Source organism: Pseudomonas sp. JV414, from assembly GCF_032424305.1.
GTDB classification, from domain to species: Bacteria; Pseudomonadota; Gammaproteobacteria; order Pseudomonadales; family Pseudomonadaceae; genus Aquipseudomonas; species Aquipseudomonas lini.
In genome coordinates this window covers 533,738-559,894 of sequence record NZ_VYKC01000002.1, presented here as the reverse complement: position 1 = coordinate 559,894, position 26,157 = coordinate 533,738, and the positions used below count along the sequence as shown (strand labels likewise).

Sequence of the window (26,157 nt, the reverse complement as noted above, 5' to 3'; positions counted from 1 at the left end):
CACGGGATATAGTCTACATTGGCTCTGATTCGGGCTTTTTTGATGCTTAAGCCGAGTGTCAATTTTGTTTCTATGCTGCTTAGAACAGACCGAGCATTAATAAATAATCGAAAGCTAAGGTGTCTATGGACGAAAATTACGTTTCAATTCCGGCGGCGGACGGCTGCCCGAGCCTTTTGACACCGTGGGGCAGCGAATTTGCGCCTATGATCGAACGTGGCGTGCAATGCGCCCAGGCCTGGCTTAATACACCCGGTGACGTACCGCTGTGGTGGGAACTGGCGCAGGCACGGAAGACTTGTCCGGCAGGAGAATCTCAGGATGCTTTCGAAGCAGGATTTTTATTGAGAATTCAGCAACGGCTTCAAGGCGTTTCACCGTAGCCGTGCGGCTCCAACCCTGACGATATGACCTACACGGGAAAATTTATTGGAAGGTATGGTTCCAGGCTCCATTCCTCTAGAATGGAGATCTGACAGAAATGGCGTTGGTCTGTGATAAACAGATTTACGTAGCTAGGATTCTGATAAGTGCAGATTCTGCACGCTCTGAGAACGTGGAGCGCGATATGAAAGCCGACCAAGTGTTGAGTGACGATCTGGTGAGCCGACTGGAGGGTAAAATCCCAGCCATGGCTGAAGGTGCGATCAATACGGCCTATATCAACGCGCTGGCGGCCGGACGCAGCGTGATGGAAGTCATGGACGGCAAGCTCGTTGAGACGACTGCCGACGGTAAGCACAAGGTTATTCGAGTGGCCAAGCCCAAGCATAAAGTGACCTTGGGCGGGATTATCAAGGTGCACCGCTGCTCATGACCGTCCCTCGGCTGAGGGTGTTTGCCGGCCCTAATGGTTCCGGTAAAAGCACAATGAAAAGTGCCGTCCCTTCCCACCTGATCGGGATCTACATCAACCCGGATGAAATCGAAAAGGCTGCCAAAGAGGGCGGACGCCTGGAGTTCAGCGATTTTCAACTGGAAGTCGAAGGTGACGAGGTTCTCGGCTTTATCAAGGCGCACCGACTGATTCGGTCGACCCAGCTCGTTGAAGAGGCAGCCAAAATAGGCTTCAGCAATAACGGCCTGAATTTCCAGTCCGTCGCGATGAACTCCTATTTTGCTTCCGTGCTCTCTGATTTCATGCGGCACAAGCTCCTTGAAGCCCAGTTGTCTTTCACCTTCGAAACGGTGATGTCTAGCGAGGACAAAGTCGCTTTTATGCTTAAGGCAAAAGCGTCGGGATATCGAACCTACCTCTACTTTGTCGCCACTGAAGATCCTGACATCAATATCAACAGGGTCAAGAACCGTGTCGCGGCAGGTGGGCACCCAGTCCCCACGGAAAAAATTGTGCAGCGCTACGGTCGTTGCCTGAACCTATTGCCAGCAGCCATCGCAGCCTCGAACCGGGCTTATATATTTGATAACTCCGGCGCTGATCTGGTGCTGCTCGCTGAAGTAACAGACGGGACTGACCTTGAATTCAGGGCTGATGAGCTCCCTGACTGGTTCATGCAAGCCTACGTGGAGAAGGTTTTCAAGGATTTGCTGCCGGGTTGATCGAAACCTAGGATCAGCTCCGTTTCACTTAATTCCTCGCATCCTATCGATCCGTTCAGCTACCCGGTAAGCCGCCTCCAATTCCGAGCAGCCGGTGCTCTGCATCAGTGTCCAGCGTTCGGCTTTTTCCTCGGGCTCCGTCATGGCCAGGGCGAGATAAAGACTTGGCGGCACGGCCCGAAACAGCGTCTCGAGCTTCTTCGACAGCACCACTCCTTCGGTGTATTTGCCCGGCTCCTTGCTGGCGGACAGCAACAGGGCTTTCTGTGCCGACGTGAGATTCTTGAAGCGAGCGATCTCTTCGATTTCTGATGGCGGCATGTTCAAACAAATCCACCATTCGATCATGTTGAGCATGGTTTGCGCCGCAGTGGGGAAGTCGGCAAGGTTTTGCGTCGCCAGCCAGAACCACGCGCCGAGCTTACGCCACATCTTCGTGCCCTTGACCACGAAGGGCGCCAGCAGCGGGTTTTTGGTAATGATATGGCCCTCATCGGTGACCATGATGATCGGTCGGCCCAGGTACTGGTCTCGTTCGGCAAGGTTATTCACGGTGTTCATCAGGCTGATGTAGCTGATGGACATCTGTGCCTCGTAGCCTTCGCGAGCGTAGGTGGCCAGATCGACAATGGTCACATCGCTCTCGGGCCAAGGCGTGCCTTCACGATCGAACAGTTCACCCTCGAAACCCTGGCAAAACAGGTCCATGGACTCGCCCATTTCCTGGGCACGCTCACGACGTTTCTCCGGCAAGTGCGTGTCGGCGGCGACGCGCAGCAACGCGTCGCGCACGTCGCGGGTCAGTACCTGGCGCTCCGCTGCGATACAGGTCTGTGCCGCATCCAGGATGCACTCGCGGATCAAGCTGCGATCGGCTCGACTCAGGCGCGCCTCTTCCTTGGCCTCGCCGCCGGTGATCATCAGGCGGGTGGTAATTTCCAGTTCGCCGAGAACATCGCGCTGGTCTTCGCGACTGGCTACTGCCTCATCGTCCAGCTCATCGATCGACAGACTCGCCACCTGATCCGGCTGCTCGACCAGGCGCCAGGCATCGACGAACGGGGCGAGGCTGATCGCGGTACCAGGTTTCAATTGGACCTTGTTGACCGACAGTCCTTTCGTTGCGAAGTAGTCGCCCTGCAAGCCGAATGAGTTCCCGGCCTCAACGATAAACAGGCGAGGGCGGTACACTGCCATGACCTGCATCAGCAGGGTGACCAGGGTGGCCGACTTACCGGCGCCGGTCGGGCCGAACAACAGCAGATGGCCGTTCATGGCCCGGTCTAGTCGTGACAACGGATCAAAGCTCAACGGCGAGCCACCACGATTGAACAGGGTGATGCCCGGGTGGCCGGTGCCGGTGCTGCGGCCCCACACCGGAACCAGGTTTGCCAGGTGCTGGGCGAACATCAGGCGTGTGTACCAGTTGCGCGTGTCGCGGGCCGGGTTGTAAGTCATCGGTAACCAACGCAGGTAGCTGTTGCAGGCGGCGACTTCATCACTCTCACGTACTGGTTGCAGCCCCGCACCCAACAGCGCGTTGGCCAGGCTGATCGAGCGCTGGTGCAGTTGTTGCTCATCGTGACCGCGCACGTAGAAGGCCAGGGTTCCCCGGTACAGTTTGTGCTGGCGACCGATGATTGCACGAGCCTCTTCGACATCTTGGCGGGCCTGGGTCGAGGCCAGGTTTTCGCCGATGGCTTTGCGCGCCAGACGGTTCAACTGCTCCTCGAGCACATCTTGGGGTTTGACCACCAGCGTCAGACCCATCACCGTGCCTTCGGGTAACTGGTCGAACAGCGCGTTCACCGCGTCGCCCTTGCGAGTTTCACCAGTGAGTTGACCAATCAAGGGAGGCCGCCGCAGTTTGTCCACCACCATCACCCGATGAGGTTGCCCATCGAAGTACCAAAGTCCCTGTTGTACATCCGAACGCGGTTCGTTGAAAAACAGCCGCTCGGTGAAGTCGTGATCGAAGGGCAACTCCAGCGACTCACCATCACCTGACTCCGGATAGGCCACGCATTGGTAGAAATCCTCGGGTGCTTCATCGGTGAGCCTGGGTGCCGGATTGAACCAGGGCAATAACCAAGCATACAGACCGTGGTCATCGACTCGCGCCGATTGCACTCCGCATGCGTGCAACGAGGCCGCGATACGTTCGCAAGCCTGCTGCAGGGATTGCACTGGGGTAAGCCCCGTCTCCTCGGCGCCAGACTCAATCCAGCGATAGATCACCAGGCGCACCCGTCGATTATTGCCGCGCCAGGGTAGGCGCGTGACGGCCTTGTCCTCGAACAGACCTCCCGGCTTGGCGATGGCTTTCAAATGGCGACGACTGAGTTCCAAAAACGTCTCGGTGAAGACCGTGCCTCGCGCGCTGTCTTGAATATAATCGGTGAGCCGCGTCAGGTAGGGGGCGAAGTCGTTGTCGTCCTGGCAGAAAAACTGCGCCACCCAAGGCGCTTGATCCAGTTCGTCAAAGCTATCCTGCAGGGCGTCTTCGAGGGCATCGCGGGCGGCCATCAGCCAATCGGGTTCGCGCCCTTCGGTGCCGATGGGCAGCAACTCGAACACTGCCCCCACCGAGCGATTGTCATCGAGTAGAAAACACTGCTCGGTCTCGAGGTACTCGACCCAAGGCAAGTGGTCGGTGAAGCTGGGGTTGTGTGCATAGAGTGCAGCTTCATCGGCCAAGGTTGCGCGAGGGCGCGCTGGGTGGCGCCAGGCTTTCCAACCAGAAGTGCGGTTGCCCGCATCGCCGGTACGCACTACAAGTCTTCCTGACGTTCACCCGGCAATGCGTACTGCACGCGTTGGTAAAACGGAAAGACGGTCGAGTAACCCGGGACCGGCGCCTGCTCAGTACCACTCAAATGCGGATACACGTACAGCACCAGATCGGGATTGGGCAAGCGAGGGAACAGGTTACGGATCTCGTTCGCTGCTGTACGCGTGTACGGCTCCTGGAGAGCAACGGAGATATCTGCTTGAGCCAGCGGGCGGCGTAACTGTTCCCGAGCATCCAGGAGTTGCTGCTGAGTACCCTGTGAGCCGGCGCCGTTCCATATGTCCAGCATGGTTTGCTCACCATGAGGCAGCAGCGTCTCCTTGTCGGTGGAACAGCCCGCCAGAATCCAGCAGAACACGCTAATCCAGGTCAGGTAGAGAGGCATGGTCTTTTTCATGGCGAACGCTCCGGCCCTTGGGCTCGTAGTCGATAGTGATTTCATGGTCGAGGTGCAGCGCAACTTGGGCGGCCGGTGGCACGTACACGGCAGCAAAGGTCTCGCCATACAATTTGTTGATCCACTCGCGGATGTCGCTGACCCCACCACTGAGAATTGAATTCAGCGCGCTATTGCCACTGCTGCTGGTGACCCCGAGCGTACTGCCGCCCGAATTGATCACGCTGCTGTTGTTCTGTTCATCCCCGAGCAAGGCGGCGACACCGGCGCCGGCGGCAGTAATCAAGCTCTGGCTGCCGAGGTACTGTTGAGCGTTTGAGCGGCGTTCGCCGGCAATGCACGGGATGCCATATGGATCGGATAGGTAACCGAGTCCGCCACGGATCTTGTCAGTGTTCGAGCTCTGGGTGGTGGATGCGTTGCGGCTGGCTACTGCCTTCGGCTGAGGCACCGTGCGGATGGTGCCGTCTGTGAATACGAAAGTGATCGACTCGACCTGTCCGCGTACGCAAGACAAGGTCCAATCACCGGACGCCGTGCCGCTCAACACGGCACCCGCGACGTCTGGCAGGTCGATCCCGTTGGCGGTCAGGTTCTCCGGGCCGACTAAGACTTTGAAGGGATAGGGATCATTCACGGTGCCGTCCACCGGGATTCGGCCGATCAGCGCGGTCATGGCGACCGAGCCCATCAGCGTTGCGTTTTCGGGAATGGTGTAGACCGGCTTCGCGCCTTCGGTACGATCAGCGGAGCGTGTCAGGTCACGTTCACCCTTGGTGACCTCGCGTAACTGCTTCTGGCTGCGGTCGATGGCATTGTCCTTCAAACCCTCCAGTGAGTTGAAGGCAGTAGGCAGACTCAGCGCGGACACGGTCTTGGTTTTGCCCTGGGCGTCGGTGGGCAGAGCATCCGAGGGCTCAATCCACTGCAATGCATCATTGGCAGAATGCTGCCCTTCGAACTGAATACCGTCGCCCGGCTCAAGCCCCAATCCGATCGGCATGTCCTTGCCTTTGCCGGTCAGCCCCGACAACTGTTCCTGCAATTGCGTCAGCAGACCGCGAGCCTGACGACTGTCTTGTTCTGCTTTGAGTCGGGCCTCGTTGGCTTGTCGGCGGCCTTCGTCGACCTGCTGGGTCACGCTGCCCAGCGCCGTCTGGATACGCGAATCGACACTGTTTTCCCGCTCGCGCAGGCGGTTGTTTTCCGCCTGCAGCGAATCGTTGTGTTTCTTCAAACCGAGCATGTCGCTACGCATGGCCTTCACTTGGCCGATCAAGGTGGCGACCGTATCGCGCGGGGTGTCGCCCGCGATACCGAGCGACTTGGCTTGCTCGGCGGATAACTGAATATTGCCCTGATCAACTGGGTGCTCTGGAGAGGAGGTGCTACCCGCGACCCAGGTTTTCAGGATGATGAAAGCCACGCCCAGCAGCACAGCTGGTACTAGCCATTTAAGTAAGGCGTTAGCTTTCATCGTCGGCACCTTCCGGAACAGACAGGAGCAGCACGGCGTGTTCAAGACCGGCACCGCGGGTGACGAGGTAGGCAACCGTAGTGTCTTCGGCGCTGCCGACAGGTCCGAGGAAGGTGTGCTGGAGTGCCGCGGCGAATAGCTTGGCCTGTAGCCGACGCGGATCGAGTTGCACCGTCGCTGAGCCACGATTGCGTAACTTCACTGCTGTAACCCAGTAGTCTCCGAGTTGCCAGGCGGCGATGGGCGTGCTGGACACGTTTTCGGTCGGCAGCAGGGTTGGCAATTCTGTGCGCAGCTTTAGCGGGACGCGGCGTACGCCGGGCAGCGACTCCACGGTGCGTAGAGGTGCGTACAGGCTTTGCGCGGCGTAGCGCGTCAAAGCGACTGGGGCCGGTGTACGTTCTGGAACAGGGACGGTGCTGGATTCAGCCTCGGTCGCCTGCCCCTGAGCATTTTTGATAATTCGCACGGGCTCTAGCGGTTGATCACCAGGCATGGCTGCGATATCCAGCAGGATGATCTCGCCCGTCGCGACCGATTGCAGTTGCAGCCGGGTCGGAGCAATGGCTTCCGACGCGCGCAGGTACAGCGCGCCACCGGTTGATTGCAAGCGCAGCTTGCCGGTCAGGGTTGAGGGCACGCCGACTCGAACAGCCTCATCGACAAAGACCACCCGTTCCTGATTGATCACCAGCGGGACAGCGAGGGGAAGGCGTTCCCAACGCATCAACTCGACGGCCTGCGCTGCAGCTCCCCATGACATCAGTGCGACGGTGAGTCCCAGGGTAGCAATCCGCTTCATGGCTCACCTCCAGGCAGGGAAATTTTTTGCGGTGTGCCCTGATAACAATCCAGCGCTAGTCCCCACTTATTGCGTTCAGGGTCCAGATCAAAACGCACCACGCGCAATGGATAACGCACCACCACCCGTTTCACCGGTTCGGCGGCGTAATACTCATCGGCGTTGAGGTCGAGCGTGACCAGCCAGCTGTCGTGGTCGAGTTGCTTGACCCTGAGCTCTGGATCTTCGCTGTAGCCTCGGCCCAGAATTTCGTAGACGCCACGCACCCGCTGGCGGAGTTCGCCGGCGGCCTTGCGGTATTCGTAGTCGCCGTCGAGGAAGGTTTTACAGGAGGGTGTCAGGTAGGACTGCAAGCTATAGATGGCGCGGCGATAATCCTGCTCGCCATCGGAGGGCCAGCGGTTAAGTTGGCCGAAGATGTACAGGGCAAATGCATAGACATTCTCTGAGGGGATATCCCACCACTTGCGCGTGCTACCCGAACGCAGGTCCGGGGGCACATGCACGGTCAGATCAGTCGGTGCCGAGCGCCAGCCATACCAAAGTCCAGCACATACCAGAGCGAGGATTACTACAGCCAGGCGCAGGCTGAGGATATGAGCCTGTTGGGCATCGACTTTGTTCCGAAATCGGCTCATGGCTGCCACCGGGACAGGGCAGGGCGCAATCGACGCGAGCGGCGAATCGTCCAGACGCCGGAGTGGAGGATCAAACTTCCACGGCCCAGGCGCCAACGGCTGGCCAATATCCATTCGAGCTTGCGGTACAACCAGGTCTCGGGGCGAGCCCGTTTGGCCCGACGCAGTAGCGTGCCACCGGCAAATAACACCAGCGCCATGCCAGCGATCATGCCGGTTGGCGCCACGGCAATGGAGGCAGTGGCGATCGCCAGAGGAACACCCATCAGCAGGCCAGTGACGGCGCCGGTGCCGAGCGCCACCCACATCTCATCGTTGGTCAATCCGCGCAAAACGGTAGGATCGCGATTGAGTCGTTCCGGGAGAAAAACCAAAGTACCGTCGGCAAGGCGTTCGATAGCGTCGTTCATGCCAACCTCACAGAATCGCGGCAGCCTTGGTCAAAAACCAGATAATGATCACCACCAGCAGGGCACCGATGCCCACCACAGCACCCAAATCCTTCCAGGTCTTGCGCTGATTCTGTACGTCGGCATAGACGGTCAACGAGTGCCAAGCCACGCCAAGAAAGGCGAGCAAGGCGATCAGTAGACCGAGCAGGATGCCGCCGTCGTAGGCGTAGTTTTTGATCGTCTCGATCAACCCGGAACCTTCACCACGTGAAGGGGCTTCCATGGTCGGGAGTTCAGCAAAAGCCAAACTTGGACCGAGAACTAGCAGCAGACCGATCAAGCGCTGACTGGCACGATCACGCAGGTTGTTTTTCAGGGGGATAAGGCACTTGAGCATGACGGTGATCTCCGGTGTTAGGACAGGGTGAAGAACATCAGGACCAGCAAGGTGAGCAGCACGCGCGCAGCACTGCCGCCGAAGGCTCCGAAGCGAACACTGCCGGATGTCCACCCCCGGTAAGCCGTCCACATCACCCAGGCACACCACAGCAAAGCCAGGACGAGAACCAGGGACAACCAGAGCGTGGAACTGCTCTGCGGTGAGAAACCGGCGGCGTTTTGGAAGGCCGCGGTCTGGGAATCGGTCATGCTCATGGCGAGGGCTCGGCAGACGGAGTGTCGAGGCGGTAATCACCGACCAGTTCACTGGGGTCACGGGGTTGAGCGCGAGAGGGGGACAGATAGTCCAGCAGGCCTTGGCGAATACGTTGGATGTCCTGAGACAGGCGGGGATAGTCGAAGCGATAGCGATCGTCGGGTTGAGGCATGCTGACTGCCTTAGCTTTCGTTGCAACGCGTTCGATTATGTCGAGTTGCTGCTGGACTTGGCTGAGCTGATCCTGCTCATGACCAGATGTGGCATAGCTGCTGTCATCGACGATAGCCAACGAGAGTAGTAAGCAGCGAAAGACGGTAGTAGTTGGCATGATGCTGCCCCATATGGATCTGAGGGCAGAATCAAGTCTGAGATCGATTTATTCAGCAGGAAATATGAGGTGTGATGGATCGCTTTTTGAAGGGAAGTACTGAGGATGTTTACTTGCAGTATCTATCCCTGCAGCTTTGGTGGAAAGCGCTGGAGGGCTAGGAGATTTCACTTCCAATGCGCTTCGATATGTTGCTCGCCGAGCATGATGCGAAAGCGAATGCAGCAATTCTGTAATCAAGGCAGAAGTAGTAAATCACCCTGGGTTTGTTGACCTCCGATGATCGGGGAAAAATTTAACGGCACGGCGGGGCTCGTCAAACGCGTAAGCGTCGCAGAGCTTTTTTGTTCATGATAGCCCGAGTGGCTAGCAAGCATCATTGATTCGGCCGTGGGCGTATAGACCTGCAATTTGAACGTGATCGATTATCGCAACCAACATTACCCCCAGGTCACATCCGAGCAGTGCACTCTGACAGGCTGCTCGGATATGCAGAGGAAGCACCTGGGTGTTAGAAAATAGTCCTATAGATACAATGCGCGGAATCTCCTATCGGCAACGGAATCCTGGTAGGTACACGTGCCGCCAGTAGACAAAATGGCTCTGGAAGTGGGCGTGTTGCTACCGGCGTGCGCTTCGCGGCCGCTTTCACCTTTGCATCTGACACTGCGATGCAACGATCGGAAAAAGCGTCAAGGAGCTTGAGTGAAAGTCCGGCGTAACGTCCCGGACATAGAAGTAGAACGTCGCCAAAACGGAATTGGCGAAAGGCGCTCACGCTGTAGAGACCCTCTGTGCCCTCGAACGACTGACGCTCCCAGGGCGCGGACTCAAATAGGGCTTTAGGATAGTCCTTTGCATCCAACACATAGCCGAGAGGTCGATTGTCACGAAGTTTAAGCAGGTTGGCGGCTGAATATACCCAGATATCGAAAATCGCGGGCATTAGCATGGCATTGAGAAAAATAGCCCCTAACATCGCAAGAGATGCTTTGCCTGCGCGTTGTACCAGACTCCCCTTAAACGAGTAGAACAAAATTACTGGGACTAGATAGATCATCATTACGAGTAGACAGGCTCCAATGGCTGCTCGCGCCTCCCAGCCATTTTCAGCTCCTCGCCAAGCCAGAAGCGCGATTTGCGCAGGTAGAACTCCGCTCATTGCAGTAAACGCAAGCAGGAAGCCCAATAGCGTCATTCGTAGGTATCGATGAGCTTTATGGTGGACCGGCTTTTTTTGACCTTGAGGTACCTCAAATGCCGCGTCGGCGAGCTCCTTGTGCGTAGACAGCAATACCTTCGCCGCCAACATTGATATGACCGTCACCAGCGCGAACGTCAACCATGGTGTCAGCTCAAGATCAAACGTGGAGGCCAGAAGATTCAACGCCATTATTCCGAAGCCCAATGCGATCACCCAGCTCAAGCGTTTGGCAAGCACCGGTTCTAAGTCGCGTCCAGGTTCAACCAAGCCCATGCAAAGCATGAATGACAGCGACGGTACTGAGAAGGTTACTAGCAGTAATAGAAAACCAAGTACCGTAAAGATCAGCCAAACTAGCAGATTCGAGGGGCTTCCAATGGAGCTCAGAATCAATTCTGGATGACCGATGACCCATAAATACTTCGACAGAAGTAAGATCGAAATTAGGCTAGCCATGGGAGCCAACCACCACTTGCCATCATTCAGAATTCCCAAGAAAACCTGAATGTAACCTATCGAACTTTGATTTTGTGCTTCAGTGTTTTGTGCCCTGATCGCTTCTTCTGAAGCGTTTGACTGTGCGTTCATCTACTGCCCTGCTTCCGTTGGTTTTTGAGTCGTCCGCTGTAAATATAATTTGTTTCGGCAGCTTGAGTTGAAAGCGTAGGGCTAATGGGAAAATAGCTTCGCTAAGCGTCTAGAGATATTTTTTGAACGTCGTCGCAGTGATCGCTACTGCCGTTCCAAGTACTACCGCGCAAGGCAAAAGAATAGCTATGGGATTGAGTGGAAAGGGCAGGGACAGGTAAATGACCCAAGGCGCGATCAGCAGTGGTATCACTGCTCGTTTAGCGCGGTGATAGACAAAACTGCTTTCTCGCCCAGCTCCAAATTTGCGTAGGTCGCGGCGCATCAAGCCATCGACAAAACCGGTGAACGACGCCAACAAAAATAATGGTGTGGCCAGGACCAGAATGGTCAGGCGCACCACGAAGGTAAAGGTCACATACACTGCAGCCAGCACGAAATCTTCGATGTTCACGTAGAGCTGATTGGTCCAACTCCAGAAGCCGTTGCCCTGGCTTGACACCCGCGCTTGCCGGGCAAAATCCGCAAAGCCAGTCTTGACTAGCAGCCACTGATTGAGGAAATCCAGCCACTGGACAATCGTTGGTCCGGGTTGTTGGAGGATGAGTGAAGCTTTGAAGTGCTCGTTGAGCCATTCCAGTTCGCTATTCAACATGGCTTGGCTGTGTCGCCAACCTTGGTCGCTCCAGAACAACAGCAGACCGGCGAACTCGATGAGGATAGAGAATAGCAACGAGGCGATCAGCAAACCGATGATGCGTAGAACTAAGCCAATCAGCGAGACGATTAATCCTGGGTGCTGGATCGGTTGTGGCGGCGTGTTAGGTGCGGAAGTCGTCATCGCTCACTCCAATGCGTTGCAGGGCTAATGTCGTAACGATGTTTTCTGGATCGTTTTCCGATGAATCAAAACCTGGAGCGAGGCTGGCTACCCCACCTGATCCAGATCGAAGTTGGTTGTTGGGCCGCCACCGCTTGCGCTCCACCATTGCCCCGCTTGCTCGTTGTAGGTGGCCCGCATCCGCTGGGTAAGCTCCTGCAGGTCCTTGGGCATGGCGTCGTCGTTGGAGGGTTTTGGTAAGGGCATGCGGACTTTCCAGAGCTGCCCACCGGCCTGGAAAGAAAACATTTGCCCCTTGGGCAAGCTGACGATGTGAGCAGGCTCGATCAGCGGCACACTGGTGCTGCTGACACGGTCCTGTGAGGAGGAGGTGAAGTCTGTGTTGGCCCCCGGATCGGAGGTGTCGGTGGCACCCGACACCAGGGTCTTGGTCAGCACATTAACCTTGGGCAACTGTTGAGTGAGCAGTTCCGCAGTGGCGGTTTCGCGCACCCGCAGCATCTGCAGGGTGTTGAAGTTACCAATGACCTGGCCGGCCTTGGCGCGGTTACCAATGCGTGCTTCGATATCGCTAAGGGTCTGGGTGTAGGCGGTTACCTGGATACCGGCACCGCCGCCTTTATTGATCAACGGAATGAATTCATCTCCCATCAACTCGTTGAACTCATCGGCGTGTAGGTTGATTGGCAGCTTGTCACTGCTCCTACCCGACTGAGGCAGGCCGTGGTCTATACCATGTTTGTAGATGTGGCCCGCGACCGAGACCAAGTCGGCGAACATGGAATTGCCCACGGCGGCAGCCACCTCGGCGTCGGTCAGTGCATCCAGGCCGACGTAGACGATGCCGCGTTTTCGGATAATCTGCATCCAGTCGAAGATTGGCCGCGGGTCATCTAGGTCGGTGTAGTTAGGGGCCAGCAGTTGGGCCGTCTTGCCGGTGGTGAGTTTCTCCAGCAGCGGCAGTAGCGAGGCAACGATTTTGTCGAAATAAGTGCGGTCATATCGTACCGCTGAACGCAGTCCGTCCATTACCGGATCAAACACCCGTTTCGCCGCCAGGTACTGTTCGATGGCCACCACGCGCTTTTCGCGCCCGATCATATGCCGGGGAATGTTCTTTTCGGTGAGTTTGCCTTCAAGCTGGACGATCACTTCCCACGCATTCGGGTCGGTCTTGGCGAAAAACTGCTGGGCGTACTCGATGAACAATGCGTCGATGTTGACCACATGCCGTTGGATTTGCAGGTAGTCTGGACGTCGACCCAACTCGATCAGAGCCCGGGCGATGATGTTGACGAAACGCCAGGCGAACTCACGAAACGCCGCCGAGTTACCTTCACCACTGAGTTGCCCTGCGATGCGTGACGCCACTTCCGAGATGCGTCCGAAACGTCCTACGGCGTTGTAGCGGGCAGAGATCTCTGGCCAACCCAGATGGAACACATAAAACTCTTTCTCCCGACCGGCGCGTTTGGCTTCGACGTACATGCGCTTGAGCAGGTCGGCATCACCCTTCGGATCGAAGACGATGACCACCTCATGTTCGATGCGATGAATGTCTTGAGTGATGTAAACCTCGGCGAGCCGGGTCTTGCCAACGCGGGTAGTGCCCAGCACCAGGGTATGTCCGACCCGTTCACCTAATGGCAGACTGACTTCCGTTTCGTCGGGCTCGACCCCGTGCAACAGCGGCGAGCCACCGACTGGGGGCAAAGGGCGCAATGGATTGAAAGCGCTGTCCCAAGCCGTGACACGGGCCAATGCTGAGAGCGGAAACGGTGCATGCTCCAGACGTTGTTCGAGTCCACGTGCTAGGCGGTATCGGGTCGGTTGCTCGATATATTGAGCGACCGCCGGATCTTGCGCCTCGACCAAGCGCTGAGTGTGCAGGCGGGTCCAGCGAAAACCGCGGCCCATGAACAGCCGCTTGCGGCTGACCGGAATCTGCCGGCTGGTCAGTTCGTAGCGAGGCAGCCGACGGATATTGCGCCGATAGCGCAACACCTCCCAGGCTTGTCGCAGTCGGATCAGACCGAACAGGGCGTAGGCCAGCGCCGCAACCAGACCGATCTCGGGTGATAGCGCCACAGCCCAGGGCGAATACAGGCACAACACCACGGACGCGATGCAGATCGCTACGGTGTACAGCTCCACCGCGGGCCGGAGCTTGGACTCCATCGCATGCTCGGCCATGACCTGACTCACTGTTCCAATGAGGTGGCGGTGATCAGGACGGGGTAGTGCTCAATCTGCAGGCGGGTGGCGATGTCGTTGCCGTTGACCGGCAGGATGGTGATGTCCGGAGCAGCTGCTCGAATTCGGGCCAAAGCTTCGGTATCGGTTACTTCAACCGCTAGACCTGCCGCGCCCATTTCCTGCAGTTCAGTCGCGCGTTGACGCAACCAAGCCAGTGACTGGGGATCCTCACCTACCAGGAAAAATGGCCGTAAGCCCGGCATGTTCAGGGCGCGAGACGTGATTTGGCCGGGGCTCAAGTGAGAGCTGCGGACGGGTAGTATCCAGGCTTCATCGGCAAAAGTGGACAGGTCCGCATGCATGGCCCGATTAGGCTGGATCTCGTTGTTTATTGGCGGCCTGGCGACCTGAAAATGGAGGCGGGTGAAGTCGCTAGGCTGATCCTCGGCTACGGTCAGTTCCGGCTGGGCGAAAGTAGCCAAGAGCAGGATGAAATAGCAGATAAGGGGTATTCGCTTCATGGTGGTGTGCCCTGTTTGAAGGAAACCTGCAATCGTTCGAGTTGTTGGGAAAAGCCGGCGCGGTAACGCGCGGCCGGCGTTCCTCCTGCCGGGCGGTGATAGCGGCCGGCTGCTGACACCCAATCACCGGTGACGGCGTGATGCTCTTGCAGCAGCGCGGCAGTCACGGCGAGATTTCGGTAGGGATCGAGGGCTTCGCAAGGGCTGGGGAAACGTTGTCCGTGGTAACCCAGGTTGGTTTGTCCAAGACCGACATCAACTCGCTTGGCGTCATGCCGGGCGAGTGCTTGAAGCAAGGCGTGACAGGCGGCCGCTCGGGTGGTGAATCGGTAAGGTATTCCTGCGATGTTCAGGGTCCAGGGCCAGGGCAGCAGTTGATCACGGACGCGGATACCACTCTCCTGCAGCGCAATCGCGAACAGCACCTTTGAAGGGATGCTGGCGTCATGCGCCGCTAGTTGATAGGCAGGCGGCGGAAGTTCGTCAGCCTGGGCTGCGAGCATCGTCAGCATGAGCGCAAGTCCACTCAGTCTAAGCGTTGCCATTGTCCGTTCACCTGTTGAAATGTGGCGGGCAATGGCCCCGCAGCACCCAGGCTGAACCAGCGATCTCGGTCATGGTTCAGGGTAATCTGCCGGCGCTGAACCTTGGCCGGATCGATGTCCGCTTGCCGAGCCCAGCGACGGACGCGTTCATCCTTGCCCTGGCTGCCCACCATGTAAATATCAAACGCCGTATCACTGCTTTGCAGACGCTGCGCTTCAGCGGTGCACGCTGGGCAATGGTCCTCGACAAACAGAGCTTGGCGCGGCTCTACCGATGAGCTGGCAGGGGACGGGGATGCCATACCCTGGATCGGCAACAGCCCCGGAAACAGCTTGGCCCAGGCCGCGGTGTAAGCATTTTGGTAGGCCAACTCGCGCTCGGCACGTTTGGCTTCCAGCGCTACCTGCAATTCGGCATAGCGCTGACGCTCCTGGTCGTTCTCTGCTTCGACGCCGAGTGCAGTCAGCGGATCGAGATTCGGGCTCCAGTAACCACGCGGGCCGGCTTGGATCTGTTTGAAGCGTGTCCACTCCTGCTCCGTCAGACCCCAGCTTGTCGCCTGTTCAGGGTGCGAGCGCCCCAGCGGAGTGGACTGTGTGTCCTGGACCCGTGACGGTGTCGTGACAGGGTTACCCATCGCAGCGCCCGTGCTAAGCAATGAAACGAGACAGACGACAGGGGACAGTAGCGCTCGGTTCATGATCGTTTCTCAAGGGAGTTGCACGGTCTGGTCTGGCTGAGTGGGCACCGTGAAGATGGCCGCGTTCGGCTCCAGCGCCTTCAGCTGCCATGTGCCGAGCTGCTCGCCGTTGTGCAGCAACCGGATATCTGTGAGCGAGCGACTATCAGGAGGTGAGACGGCCAGAAAACGCTCGCCACCGCGAGATTCAACACCCAGCATTGAGAATGGCGGTGAGAGCGGGACAGGTTTGGCGCGAGCGGCTTTATTCGGCTTGGCCGAGGAGGGCGTTGGTGGTGGGAGTGGTGGCTGGGTCTTGATGTCCAGGAGTTGCTGCTCGACGTGCTCAAGTCGTGCGCGTAGCGCGATCATGTCGGCTTCGGTGGCGCGGTCTGCCAGACCGTCGCGTAGCTCCTGTATCTCCTGCGCCCATTGATCCAACATCGGATCGAGGGTATTGGCCTGTTGCTCACCGGTATCGACCATTTGCTTCAGGTCTTTCAGTGCGTACTGCAGCTTCTCCTGTGCATCCATGAGGGTGCTTGAATCACGTTGCAGGGTATCCAGGGTCTGTAAGCGTTGGGCGTTCGCATTTTCCAGCTCGGTCACGCGTTGATACTGGTTATACAAGCCACCACTAAGCCCGGAGACCGCCAGACAAAGGGAGCCGACAATGAGAGTTTGAAATGTCGAGGCTTTCATGGGCGTGCATCCGACTGATGGGACGAGGTTGGTGTGACCCGCACCTTGCCAGCATCATTTTTCTCCCGTTCGAAGCAGACCGAACGGCTGACCTCATCGGTCGTGAGTTGCCATGCGGGGCCTGCCAGCACTTGTAGTGCGTTGCGTAATGAGATCGGGCCGAGTCGGTAATGGGCGGCGGGCAGAGCCCGGGTAAACAGTATTTTCACTGGTTCTTCGGCAGGGCAGAGCGAATAACCCGAGCGCTGCAGCACGTATTGCATTGCTTCCTGTACCGAAGGATTCAGGTTGGACGGAATGCTCACGTCAACGATTTGAGCGAGAAGATCACGTTGTTCCGTGGTGGGCTCGGTGCTGACCAGCGTATAGCGGCCATAGCGGAGCTCTGACGGATGGCTTTCGTCGGCTGGGCTCCTCGATAACTGGGGTCGATTGGAGCCACCGTCAATCTCTGGATGAGTCGGCAATGGGGTTGGGATTGGCGCGGTGCAGGCACTCAACAAGCCCAGCAGGCAGACAGGCGTGAAAAAACGCTCCATGGAAAAAACCTCATGTCAGATTCCGTGCAGAACCTGACATGAGGTGAAGGAGTCATTCAGTGAGAAAGTTGATTCAAGGCGAGTCGTGTTAACGCCGAAGGCATTGCTACTCATCAAAAATGGCTAGCCCATCCAAGACGGCAGCGTCGGGGTCGAAAATCAACAACCTCACATCCGCTAATGCCGCCAGATACAGTACGTTGACCAAGGCCTCTGGCGTACCGGCGTCGAGCTGCTCTTGCCTCAGCGAAGAGTAAGGATTGCCCTCGATCTTCACCAAGTTATCGTCGGTCCAGGGCGTGCCGATCAGCTTACATCCGACGCCATTGCAGTCTGGCAGGGCAAAGGGTTCAAACAGCAGTCCGGTTGGCTTGGAGTCGAAATTGCCAACCCAGCTTTCCAGGTGGCGCAGCGCTTCGTCAGTGAGGTGTGCGGTACTGATCTCCCAGGCTCGACTGTAGTGTCCTGTGTCGAAGCTCAAACGATGGACCATGGCTTGGGCTTCTTCCAAGGAGTACAGGTCACCGACATGATGTCGTTCGTTGAGCATTTCGCCAGTCACGGCATAGATCACTTGCCGCACCAGCCCGGTGGACTGGCAGCGTTCATTCAATTCATCCGGAATGGATTGACCCTCGCTGATCAGAGCGAAGTCGTCATTGAACAGGCAGGGAAACAGTTCTAACGCATCGTCGGGCAGGTGGGCTTGTGCGTCATGTACGGGGCGAAAGCAGGGAGGGCAGTCGTTTGCGTAGGTGATCTGTAGCAGTCGTTCAATATGCAAGTAGTCGTAGCCGCGAGCAAATGGGTTTGATGTTTCCAGCAGAGCTGGGGGTTGGGGTGAAGGGTTCATGAGGGTGCTCCAGAAGGAAATGAACAAGGCGTCCGAAGACGCCTATTGGGGGGCTAAAGCCAGCCATGCTCGGCAAGGGAGAGAGGACGACCTTCGCCTACGATGAAGTGATCCAGTAAGCGCACTTCGATCAAATCCAAGGCCTCTTTCAATCGTGCGGTCAAGGCGCGATCCGCCAGGCTGGGTTCCGTGCAACCGGAGGGATGGTTGTGAACAAAAATCGCGGCTGCTGCGTTATGCGCTAGGGAGCGCTTGACGACTTGGCGGGGGTAAACGCTGGCGCCATCGATGCTCCCGTGAAAGAGGATCTCGAATGCCAGAACGCGATGGCGAGCATCGAGAAAAATCACACCGAAAACCTCATGCTCTTGGGGTGCGATATGCAGTTTTAAGTATGAGGCCACGGCGTCAGGTGACGTCAGGTTGGGGCCGCGGGTGAACAGCCGACGATCCAGAATGTGCAGCGCTTCGTCGATCAGCTGGTTTTCCTGGGCGATACGATCAGCCTCGACATCCGAGGCTTCAATCAGGGTGAGCTGGGTGTTCATGAGGTACCTCCGAAGGGAACAATCCGGGGGTACACACCCGAGGGGAGTGTTGTCCCCGAGGTGGATATAGAGTGACGGGCATTGCCCGATGACGCGCTGTTTACAGCCGAGTGAATCGGTGGCGTTGTCCGTGCAGATGTGAGTCACAACCGTCGCAGGGCAACGGAGAGAAGGTTCTTATTCCCCGGCCAGTTTCGGGATCGAAGTCGGCACTGATGGGCATTAGCCGGACCAGTCCAAGATGGATACCGGCGATGCGTTTCTCGATCTCATCGGTCGTGTAGTAGAGCGATAACGTGCTGTAGTCCTCGTAAGCCGCAGCGAACAGGCAGTCGTCGCAAAGCCAGAAGGATTCCATGTGGGGTCTCCTGTGCTGATTGAAGAAAAGGCGCTCGATTGAGCGCCTTAATGTAAACATCGTGAATTGTTCAGGCGGGCTGAACAGTGCGTGTGGTGACACGGCGGGCCGTGCGGGGTGCAGATTCAGATTCAATCCTGGACTCTGCTGGGTTGTCGGTATCCTCAGCTTCGGCATCAGCCGACGTTGGGGATGGCTCACTGTTTGGCGCTTGCTCAGCTGGTGCTGTTGCCTCCTGCCTGGCAGGCGCTTTGTATTCGAACGTGCCGTTGACCTTGATCCAGTCGATGTACAGCAGACGACCTTTCAGGCTAGCGCCCGGTTGGCCTTGTTTATCGCCTTTCTCATAGAGAAATGGGTCGATCCACAGGTCGCCGATACGGAACGACAGCAAAACCTTTTTCTCGGCTTTGACGGCGTCCATATAGAGACGAATCAAGCGTTCAGCTTCGCCTCCAGCGACTTTGCAGTCGAAGCGAGTGTACTCGACCGCATCTGTGGCACCGTGCAGGGCGGCGATATCGCAGGCCATGAACGGCTGGCCACGGCGGACTTGTACTTCACGAACACGGTTCAGGTAGCCGATACCGATGGTGTGCAGATTGAAGTAAGAGGTCGCTTCTTGGGATTGGTTGGCGTGGGCCATGGTGGTTCTCCTTTCAGGGGAAAACGGCGACGCACGACCCCTGACGGGGAAGTGAGCCCCGTCAGGGTGGGTAAGGTGAAGGCAAGCGATGACGACACGCCACCGGCAAGCCAATGACAAACAGAACGATGCACCGTGGGAATAGCGGTGCAGCAAAAGAGAATCCGCAGCAGCGGTCTGCGGACCTGGGGTAGTAGGCATTCATCACCGCTGAAGCGGCAATCGTGCGAGCCTCCGAACGCTGATCGCACTTGGGTAAACCACCACAAGCGTGGCGTAGCCTTGAAGGTTCAAGCTACCTGGGCTGGGCTGTCAACGACAGCGAACCACACCCTTTGTATAAGCCTGTCATAGGGGAGCGTCAAGACGCCGCAAGCCGGTTTTTTATGGCCGGAATACAGTGGAAATTACTGGACTGAAGAAAGTGAAGAGTGGGCCTGGCTGGGGGCCAGGCGAGGAATAGAAAAGCCACCTTAGGCGGTCTGACGCAGTCGACAAGCTCCTCGCAAAACTTGATTTACCTGCGCCATGACCCGCCAACCGACCCTTGTCGTGGCCTGGGTCGGAACACGCTGGCACGCATCCGCGCACAAAGGGTGCCCAGTGATTCCCCGGCGGGCTCCGGGACTGAATATGATCGCCGAAGCGGATGACCACTGTTGCCTTGGAGGCAACAGTGGTCATCCGCCACCACGATCAGGCCGAGCACAAAACGGGAATGAAAAATTCCGCAGAAGAGAAGGCTCCGAACTCAAGGAGTTCGACCGAGCTACCCGGAGCGAATCGGTCTTGGGTCGCCGTTGGCGATGATCCTGAGGCACTACAGCAGAGAGGGGGAGATGACGTCAAGGCAGAGAGCCTCCCCTCAAAGGCCCGGATATCGAATACCAGCGCATAAGCTCATTTGTTGGCGAGATGAGCAGCCAGTTGTTCGACAGTAGCCAGGATAAAGGCACGGTCGCTTTCTTTCAGTCCACGCAGCAAACCCGCGATCATCTGGCCTTGGTCATTGGGGCGATTGCTCGACTCCGTCAGCAGTTCATCCATCCGGCAGTCGAAAATATCTGCTAACTGCATCAGCTTGACCACGGAGAGCTCCACCACGCCTCGCTCCAGGCGCGAGATGGCTTCACTGCCAATCCCCAGGCGTTCAGCCACCTCTTCCTGGGTCAGATTACGCTGGGTTCGGTGCTTAGCGATCATGCGCCCGATTTGGGCTTGGGTCGGATGTTTATGTGCCAAGTGATGAGTTCTCCAGTTCAACCCGAATGGTTGAGCAAAGACCCGTTGACATGAACATCCTTAAAGGTTGTGTATCGACTTATAAGGTTGTTATATTGGCTGAAATAGCTGTGTAATGCGACGAGGGTTCTGTTCCTCCAGGGTCAGACTCCAAGATGGCCATTGAGAATGAACGGTCTGATAAGGACAAGCTGAGGATTGGTTGAGCATGGAAGAGGAGAGCAAGGATGTTATGGATCGGATCTGGGAGCGAACACTGGAGCTGTTCATCAAGATTCATGATTGCCCTGAGAATTCCGAGCATTTCGACAGCCTTGTCCATTGGCTCAACGAAGATCCTGCTCACCTGGAAGCGTTCAACGAATTGGGGCAGATATGGATTGCGACAGGTCTCGCCTTGGCCCGTGAAATTGGACAACCACTAAGTGAGTTGGAGAGGGATCAGCCGCCGTTAATGATGCACTGACCCTTACATCGCCCCAACACTCATATTGATCTCCAATGGCGCGTCACGGGCGACGCGTATCTTTTCTGATGGGCACAGTGCCCTTACAGTCCGGATAGTGCGAGCATGACCAGAACGGCCCTGATTTTCCCTTACGCCTGAGCATTGAGGCATCGCAAATGGGGCAGACCGGACCGGCTTCGATAGGCATGGCTAAAGTAAGTGAGCCGCAGCTTGCCACCAGCTGCGCTATCCAATTCACTTGCTTGGCGACGAACGCATCCAGGCTCAGACGTCCCGCTTCGATTTCGTCCAGAGCCTGCTCCCAGATCGCGGTCATACCCGGATCAGTGACTGCAACGGGTACCGACTCGATTAGGGTATGGGCCGCCGCCGAGGCTATTAAGGCGCGTTTTTTCTTTAGCAAATAACCACGATCAATCAATCCCTTGATGATGCCGGCTCGTGTGGCTTCGGTACCGATACCGGTGGTTTCCCGAAGTTTCTGTTTCAGGCGTGGATCGTTGACCAACTTGGCCACATTTTTCATGGCCTTGATCAGATCGCCCTCGGTCAGCGCTTTGGGAGCGGCGGTGCGCATGGACTTGAGTTCGACGTCGTCCACGGCGCAATGAGTACCCTGTTGCAAGACTGGTAAAGCTTGGGCCTTTTGATTGGGCTCATCCTCCTCGGTGTTTTCGTAGAGCAAACCTTTCCAACCCTGAACCAGGATCTGTTTGCCAACGGCGGTCAGTCGTTCTTCACCACACTCCAGTTCTACGTGGGTCCGATCAAACTCATGATGTGGAAGAAACTGCACAAGGTAGTGGCTGCGAATCAGTTCGTAGACTTGGCGTTCTTGTTCGGACATCCGCGCAAGGTTCGCCGGCTCGCTGGTGGGGATAATGGCGTGGTGCGCGGTGACCTTGGCATCGTTCCAAACGCGGGAGTGCAATGATTGATCGAGGCTTCCGAGCGCAGGCCGTAGTGCGGGATCCGTTTTGAGCAGGGCATCGAAAACTGTGGGTACCTCGTTAAACATACTCTCTGGCAAATAGCGGCAATCGCTGCGCGGATAGCTGGTGGCTTTGTGCGTTTCATATAGGGCTTGGGCTATGTTCAGGGTTTCTTGAACGCCAAGCCCCAGCTTGCGTGAACAGACTTCTTGCAGTGTGCTCAGGTCGAAGGGTAGGGGTGGCGCTTCGCGGAAATGCTCAGTCTGCAGCGAGAGTACTGTGGCGGTTTTACTGCTGAAGATCGCTTCGACGGTCTGACTGGCAAGCGCCTGCTCTAGGCAACGGCCGGCCTCGTCACTCCCTGAGCTGGGTGGTAACCACGACGCGATGAATGGTTGTCCCATTGAGGACAGGTGCACATCCACTTCCCAGTAGGGCTCCGAGACGAAGCTGGCAATTGCACGATCTCGATCGACCACCAGACGCAATGTGGGGGTCTGTACGCGTCCAACGGACAATACGCCCTCGTAGCCCGCTCGCCGTCCGAGAAGGGTGAACAAACGACTGAGGTTCATGCCGATCAGCCAGTCAGCCCGGCTGCGGGCGAGGGCTGAGTAGTAGAGTGGAAAAGTCTCCTGACCAGACTTGAGCGAGGACAATGCCTTGCGAATCGACGCCTCATTGAGTGCCGACAACCAGAGGCGTTGAACGGGGCCTCGGTAATTGCAGAGTTCCAGTAGCTCGCGGGCAATCATTTCGCCTTCTCGATCGGCATCGGTGGCGATGACAACGGTGCGAGCTTCGCTGAGCAGACGTTTGATGACGTTGAACTGTGCCGCTGTCTTGGGCTTGACCTCGACCTGCCATTGCTTGGGAATGATCGGGAGGTGGTCCAGTGACCAGGATTTGAGATGCTTGCCATAGGCTTCGGGTGGGGCGGCCTCAAGCAGGTGGCCGACACACCAGGTAACGGTTATTTCGGGTCCGATCAGGCAGCCATCACTGCGCCGGTTGGCTCCGAGAACCTTGGCGATGTCACGACCTTGGGAAGGTTTCTCGCAAAGAAAGAGGCGCATAGAACTGCTCCGGATTGAGTTCGGAGCAGCGTTGTTGGAAACAGTAATGGCGAGATATGGGAAACCGGATTGCTAAGTTACCCATATTAATTTTGACGGGAAGCCAAGAACCGGAAAACTGCCAGGTCAGCAGTCATCAATAAGTACAGATTTTACCAATGGCACCCTTTAAGGTTTTCGCGCAGGATCTCAAGCAATGCGGAGTCGTCGTCAGGCTCTCCTGTGATAAGAAATGCGGCTCCTGGGACCGGAAGCATTTCAAGTTTCGGGTGAGTCTCCCAAGACCAGAACCTTCTGGGTAAAAGACTGGTGGGTCGGGCAATGGCGAGAAACGCCACGTGATCAGCCAATTCAAACCTGTGGTCCAGTTCAGAATAGGATTGCGCAATACCACAGTGTGGGCAGCACGAGACGTGCTCTTTGACTCCTCTTTTTTTGAAGTGAATCAGCTTGATCCTGCACATATCTTGAATGTGCCTGCTCTTGCGATGGATCGTGGAGACGATTTTCGGCATCTGCCGTACTAGATCCTCAGTAAATTCCGGGTCTAATAAACAGATGTGAATTTTGCAGCTCCAGCACCGCTTTCGATGGATTCTGATGTGGTGAAGGGAGGTATTCACTTTGTGCTCAATGAATCTAAGTTTTCCCGTGAGTGCTCCTTCAATAAATTCAGGGAAGTCGATGTCTTGCTTTTCGATGGATACGAGGTAGGTGCCAGTACTCTCGGGAGACTGACGCTTGCACTCAAATCGAGGAAGTGCTTTGGTTGGCTTGCTGATGTGATGACGATACGCTTTCTTGGAAATGTCGATCCAGATACAGCGAATACCTGTTTCCACGTAGACTCTCTGACGCTCCTCGTAGTCGACATCACGCTGTGTTGATCGTTGTATTTCGACAGCCACCTTGGTCTTGCCATTCGGATGAGTACAAAGAACGTCAGCCCGATAGAATTTACCGGAAGCTGTTACCCCTGACTGCTCAGGAAGTGCAGACCAACCCGCGGCTGTGGCAGCAAAGAGCGTTTTAATTTTAAGCATGACATGATCATCGCTTTCGCCGCCTGTTTGACTGAGTTTGCGCTCACCTGGCTTGTGGGAAAAGAAACGATGCCCAAGCCGTGAGACCTTGAGCACCGCTTGGCTTTTGGTCTCAGGCATGAAGAGATCCCGGCATTTGTTCAGTGCTTCGGTTTTCCATTCTTCGTCCGTTAGGAATACCGAGACAACGGGTGTCCCATCCAACCTATAGGCAAGCAGTCCCACAGTGCGTATCCATTGCATGATGTCGATGGGGCAATGGTACCTCGTACTGTTGTATCGCGCAGGGGCGCAATTACATACCTAGTTACATCATTTATTGACCAATTACTCTTTACGTTTTCTGGGTTTTGAGGTCGCTGACGAACTCTGATTGTTGGTCCGCTCTGCACTTTGCTGGACCTGTTTTGCAGCCGTCGTCTGTTCACTGGATCGTTCCCGCATGACCACGTTCTGCACGCGATGAGGCAGGATGCCGACTCGACGGGCTTCGATTTTGAACGTCACCCGGGCGTTATCTTCGGCGTCCTCCCACTCATCGCGCACGGTTCGGCCTTCGACCAACACACGCATACCTTTCTGGTACAGCGTACTCCAGTGTTCAGCCTCGCGGTGCCAGAGCTCAACTGGCGCCCAATAGCCGCCTCGATCTTCATAGCTACCCTCGCGTGGCACGGGGTTGTCAAAGTACACATTCAGCCGTAGCAAACGCCGTGGCTCGTCATTGCCTGATGAAAATTCCTGGAACTCTGGCGCACTGCCAATGTTGCCTTCGCCGACAAAAAAAGTACTCATCCTGATACCTCCACTGCGGTTGTGAGTTGGCTTAGCAGCCGTTCGGCACTGGCCATTTTGATCACGCAGGTCGATGCCTGGCGGTAGAGCGAATGCACCACGCTCATCTGCAAGTTCAGCGCAATGCGCTCGCATTCGAAACGGTACAATCCCTCGCGTATGGCTTGCAGCAAGGCTTTGTTGGAGACTTGGCGTTCCCAGACCGCAACCCCCATACGAGTGAAGTCACGGGTACGCCAACGCAAAAATGTGCTGCCTGCACTGGTGTTCTGCAGCACCAATCGAATATTCAGCAGTGAGTAAGGAGGTTGTGCGGCTTGCTGCACCACGGCCTCCATCAGGTGACATAACTGCGCCTCGATTTCCCTCGCCATCTGTGCCAGGTGTTCCAGCTCCCCCTTACCCTTAAATGGTTTTAAAAGGCCTTTTAGGGAGGCAGCGTGTTCGAGTTGTCGATAGGCATCCGGTGTCAATGCTTCGCGGGGCAATGGTTGAACGGGTGTCATGGGACTCATGCTTCGTCCTCCGGCCCATTCACTGCCGCAGATGGGGCTACCGCGTCCTCCATCAACGCATCAGCGTCATCCACTGGCACAGCGCCACGACGAATGATCGGTGGCGCGAACTGGGAACGGCGATGTCCCTCAAGGATGTCCATGGGGGGCAATCCAAACTTTTCCATGGCTGCCAGTGCGCGGGCATTGTTTGCGGCCATGTCATCGCGTGTGACACCGGCAAGTCGATAACGCTGTGCCTGGCCGAACAGGCTGCGCAGCAGATGGGCACCGTCGTCGATCCAGGCTTCCATGTCTCTGCGACCAATCAAGGCGGTGTGATGGGCCAATAGGGTGTGGCGCACCAGTGTGTCGTAGTCAGTCAGCAGGTAGACGGCGAGGAATCCTAGTTGGCTGCCGATGTACAAGGGCAAGGTGACGGGGTGGATATTGAGGTTATCGCTCATGTCGATCTGCGTCGGCAGGTCCCGTCTGATCTGATCCAATTGTTGGGTCAGTTCCAGCATCCCAGCCTTAGCCTGCAGCAGTTTTTCTTCGAGCTGCACGATAGCCCAATCGGCATAAGGGTCGTCCTGCGCTGCGGCTTGTTTGATCAGATTGGTGACGCTGATGTAGCCGGCCATGCCCATGATCGAATGGACGCCTTCACGTGCGGTTCGACCTTGCCAGATACGGGCGGCGTGGTGGGTGTGCAGTGTCAGGGTGATGCTGCTGCGCAATGAGCCCAGGTTGAGCTGATAGTGATCGGCCACGGTGTTGTCCTCGCATCTGCTTGGACGGGAACGTTGCGACAGATAAAGGTCAAGGACAGCAAAAAAGCT

At 56.7% G+C, this 26,157-nt stretch carries 31 protein-coding genes; 4 read left to right on the top strand and 27 right to left on the bottom strand.

What is annotated here, in order from left to right; all coding sequences use genetic code 11:
• Positions 1–125: 125 nt before the first annotated feature.
• From F6R97_RS03475 to F6R97_RS03465, 3 genes are all read left to right on the top strand, one after another.
• Positions 126–383: a LasR-specific antiactivator QslA gene (locus F6R97_RS03475; protein ID WP_082339956.1), complete on the top strand. Its 258-nt coding sequence runs from the start codon at positions 126–128 to the stop codon at positions 381–383.
• 185 nt (positions 384–568) lie between these two features.
• The gene (locus F6R97_RS03470; protein WP_017529804.1) at positions 569–817 is read left to right on the top strand and encodes a hypothetical protein; all 249 of its coding nucleotides are present in this window, start codon (positions 569–571) and stop codon (positions 815–817) included.
• Complete coding sequence (locus tag F6R97_RS03465) at positions 814–1,560, top strand: zeta toxin family protein (RefSeq protein ID WP_095973822.1); 747 nt, start codon at positions 814–816, stop codon at positions 1,558–1,560. The genes F6R97_RS03470 and F6R97_RS03465 overlap by 4 nt, the downstream gene beginning before the upstream one ends.
• A gap of 24 nt (positions 1,561–1,584) precedes the next feature.
• On the opposite strand, the gene F6R97_RS03460 is transcribed toward F6R97_RS03465, so the two are convergent.
• The 22 genes from F6R97_RS03460 to F6R97_RS03355 all read right to left on the bottom strand — a co-directional run bounded on the left by F6R97_RS03460 (position 1,585) and on the right by F6R97_RS03355 (position 20,506).
• Positions 1,585–4,332 (bottom strand): conjugative transfer ATPase, encoded by a 2,748-nt coding sequence (locus tag F6R97_RS03460; protein WP_315866003.1) that lies wholly within the window; start codon positions 4,330–4,332, stop codon positions 1,585–1,587.
• Positions 4,332–4,748, bottom strand: a complete 417-nt coding sequence (locus F6R97_RS03455; protein ID WP_095973824.1) for a TIGR03751 family conjugal transfer lipoprotein — start codon at positions 4,746–4,748, stop codon at positions 4,332–4,334. The genes F6R97_RS03460 and F6R97_RS03455 overlap by 1 nt, the downstream gene beginning before the upstream one ends.
• Positions 4,711–6,225 (bottom strand): TIGR03752 family integrating conjugative element protein, encoded by a 1,515-nt coding sequence (locus tag F6R97_RS03450; protein WP_095973825.1) that lies wholly within the window; start codon positions 6,223–6,225, stop codon positions 4,711–4,713. Before F6R97_RS03450 ends, F6R97_RS03455 begins: the two co-directional genes overlap by 38 nt.
• The gene (locus tag F6R97_RS03445; RefSeq protein WP_095973826.1) at positions 6,215–7,027 is read right to left on the bottom strand and encodes a TIGR03749 family integrating conjugative element protein; all 813 of its coding nucleotides are present in this window, start codon (positions 7,025–7,027) and stop codon (positions 6,215–6,217) included. Before F6R97_RS03445 ends, F6R97_RS03450 begins: the two co-directional genes overlap by 11 nt.
• Positions 7,024–7,665 carry a PFL_4703 family integrating conjugative element protein gene (locus F6R97_RS03440; protein ID WP_095973827.1) on the bottom strand — a complete coding sequence of 214 codons (642 nt, stop codon included), beginning with the start codon at positions 7,663–7,665 and terminating at the stop codon, positions 7,024–7,026. Before F6R97_RS03440 ends, F6R97_RS03445 begins: the two co-directional genes overlap by 4 nt.
• Positions 7,662–8,075 carry a TIGR03750 family conjugal transfer protein gene (locus tag F6R97_RS03435; RefSeq protein ID WP_095973828.1) on the bottom strand — a complete coding sequence of 138 codons (414 nt, stop codon included), beginning with the start codon at positions 8,073–8,075 and terminating at the stop codon, positions 7,662–7,664. Before F6R97_RS03435 ends, F6R97_RS03440 begins: the two co-directional genes overlap by 4 nt.
• A 7-nt stretch (positions 8,076–8,082) precedes the next feature.
• Positions 8,083–8,454, bottom strand: coding sequence for a TIGR03745 family integrating conjugative element membrane protein (locus tag F6R97_RS03430; RefSeq protein ID WP_095973829.1), 372 nt, complete (start codon positions 8,452–8,454; stop codon positions 8,083–8,085).
• 17 nt (positions 8,455–8,471) lie between these two features.
• Positions 8,472–8,711 (bottom strand): TIGR03758 family integrating conjugative element protein, encoded by a 240-nt coding sequence (locus tag F6R97_RS03425; RefSeq protein ID WP_095973830.1) that lies wholly within the window; start codon positions 8,709–8,711, stop codon positions 8,472–8,474.
• Complete coding sequence (locus tag F6R97_RS03420; protein WP_095973831.1) at positions 8,708–9,043, bottom strand: RAQPRD family integrative conjugative element protein; 336 nt, start codon at positions 9,041–9,043, stop codon at positions 8,708–8,710. The genes F6R97_RS03425 and F6R97_RS03420 overlap by 4 nt, the downstream gene beginning before the upstream one ends.
• 511 nt (positions 9,044–9,554) lie before the next feature.
• Positions 9,555–10,835 carry a hypothetical protein gene (locus tag F6R97_RS03415; RefSeq protein ID WP_095973832.1) on the bottom strand — a complete coding sequence of 427 codons (1,281 nt, stop codon included), beginning with the start codon at positions 10,833–10,835 and terminating at the stop codon, positions 9,555–9,557.
• A gap of 109 nt (positions 10,836–10,944) precedes the next feature.
• Positions 10,945–11,676 (bottom strand): TIGR03747 family integrating conjugative element membrane protein, encoded by a 732-nt coding sequence (locus F6R97_RS03410; RefSeq protein WP_095973833.1) that lies wholly within the window; start codon positions 11,674–11,676, stop codon positions 10,945–10,947.
• Positions 11,677–11,763: 87 nt separating this feature from the next.
• The gene (gene traD / locus F6R97_RS03405) at positions 11,764–13,869 is read right to left on the bottom strand and encodes a type IV conjugative transfer system coupling protein TraD (protein WP_095973834.1); all 2,106 of its coding nucleotides are present in this window, start codon (positions 13,867–13,869) and stop codon (positions 11,764–11,766) included.
• A gap of 8 nt (positions 13,870–13,877) precedes the next feature.
• Positions 13,878–14,393: an integrating conjugative element protein gene (locus tag F6R97_RS03400; RefSeq protein ID WP_095973835.1), complete on the bottom strand. Its 516-nt coding sequence runs from the start codon at positions 14,391–14,393 to the stop codon at positions 13,878–13,880.
• Complete coding sequence (locus F6R97_RS03395) at positions 14,390–14,938, bottom strand: lytic transglycosylase (protein WP_048392824.1); 549 nt, start codon at positions 14,936–14,938, stop codon at positions 14,390–14,392. Before F6R97_RS03395 ends, F6R97_RS03400 begins: the two co-directional genes overlap by 4 nt.
• A complete protein-coding gene (locus F6R97_RS03390) occupies positions 14,920–15,639 on the bottom strand; it encodes a TIGR03759 family integrating conjugative element protein (protein ID WP_095973836.1) in 720 nt (239 codons plus the stop codon). The genes F6R97_RS03395 and F6R97_RS03390 overlap by 19 nt, the downstream gene beginning before the upstream one ends.
• A 9-nt stretch (positions 15,640–15,648) precedes the next feature.
• A complete protein-coding gene (locus tag F6R97_RS03385) occupies positions 15,649–16,320 on the bottom strand; it encodes a chemotaxis protein (RefSeq protein WP_048392827.1) in 672 nt (223 codons plus the stop codon).
• Positions 16,317–16,859 carry a PilL N-terminal domain-containing protein gene (locus tag F6R97_RS03380; protein ID WP_095973837.1) on the bottom strand — a complete coding sequence of 181 codons (543 nt, stop codon included), beginning with the start codon at positions 16,857–16,859 and terminating at the stop codon, positions 16,317–16,319. Before F6R97_RS03380 ends, F6R97_RS03385 begins: the two co-directional genes overlap by 4 nt.
• A 106-nt stretch (positions 16,860–16,965) precedes the next feature.
• The gene (locus tag F6R97_RS03375) at positions 16,966–17,712 is read right to left on the bottom strand and encodes a hypothetical protein (protein WP_048392830.1); all 747 of its coding nucleotides are present in this window, start codon (positions 17,710–17,712) and stop codon (positions 16,966–16,968) included.
• Between the two features lie 53 nt (positions 17,713–17,765).
• The gene (gene radC / locus F6R97_RS03370) at positions 17,766–18,260 is read right to left on the bottom strand and encodes a RadC family protein (protein ID WP_048392832.1); all 495 of its coding nucleotides are present in this window, start codon (positions 18,258–18,260) and stop codon (positions 17,766–17,768) included.
• 100 nt (positions 18,261–18,360) lie between these two features.
• Positions 18,361–18,618, bottom strand: coding sequence for a hypothetical protein (locus F6R97_RS03365; protein WP_048392834.1), 258 nt, complete (start codon positions 18,616–18,618; stop codon positions 18,361–18,363).
• 70 nt (positions 18,619–18,688) lie between these two features.
• Complete coding sequence (locus F6R97_RS03360; RefSeq protein ID WP_048392835.1) at positions 18,689–19,264, bottom strand: STY4534 family ICE replication protein; 576 nt, start codon at positions 19,262–19,264, stop codon at positions 18,689–18,691.
• 900 nt (positions 19,265–20,164) lie between these two features.
• Positions 20,165–20,506 (bottom strand): helix-turn-helix domain-containing protein, encoded by a 342-nt coding sequence (locus F6R97_RS03355; RefSeq protein WP_048392839.1) that lies wholly within the window; start codon positions 20,504–20,506, stop codon positions 20,165–20,167.
• Between the two features lie 208 nt (positions 20,507–20,714).
• Here F6R97_RS03355 and F6R97_RS03350 point away from each other — a divergent pair, with 208 nt between their 5' ends.
• Complete coding sequence (locus F6R97_RS03350; RefSeq protein WP_048392840.1) at positions 20,715–20,972, top strand: hypothetical protein; 258 nt, start codon at positions 20,715–20,717, stop codon at positions 20,970–20,972.
• A gap of 43 nt (positions 20,973–21,015) precedes the next feature.
• On the opposite strand, the gene F6R97_RS03345 is transcribed toward F6R97_RS03350, so the two are convergent.
• From F6R97_RS03345 to F6R97_RS03325, 5 genes are all read right to left on the bottom strand, one after another.
• Positions 21,016–22,983: a DNA topoisomerase III gene (locus F6R97_RS03345; protein ID WP_095973840.1), complete on the bottom strand. Its 1,968-nt coding sequence runs from the start codon at positions 22,981–22,983 to the stop codon at positions 21,016–21,018.
• Positions 22,984–23,135: 152 nt separating this feature from the next.
• Entirely contained in the window at positions 23,136–24,146 is a 1,011-nt protein-coding gene (locus F6R97_RS03340; protein ID WP_141248944.1) for a hypothetical protein, read from the bottom strand.
• A 207-nt stretch (positions 24,147–24,353) separates the two neighbouring features.
• The gene (locus F6R97_RS03335; protein ID WP_095973842.1) at positions 24,354–24,821 is read right to left on the bottom strand and encodes a single-stranded DNA-binding protein; all 468 of its coding nucleotides are present in this window, start codon (positions 24,819–24,821) and stop codon (positions 24,354–24,356) included.
• Positions 24,818–25,336, bottom strand: coding sequence for a DUF3158 family protein (locus tag F6R97_RS03330; protein ID WP_095973843.1), 519 nt, complete (start codon positions 25,334–25,336; stop codon positions 24,818–24,820). The genes F6R97_RS03335 and F6R97_RS03330 overlap by 4 nt, the downstream gene beginning before the upstream one ends.
• The gene (locus F6R97_RS03325) at positions 25,333–26,088 is read right to left on the bottom strand and encodes a PFL_4669 family integrating conjugative element protein (RefSeq protein ID WP_048392848.1); all 756 of its coding nucleotides are present in this window, start codon (positions 26,086–26,088) and stop codon (positions 25,333–25,335) included. Before F6R97_RS03325 ends, F6R97_RS03330 begins: the two co-directional genes overlap by 4 nt.
• Positions 26,089–26,157: the final 69 nt, after the last annotated feature.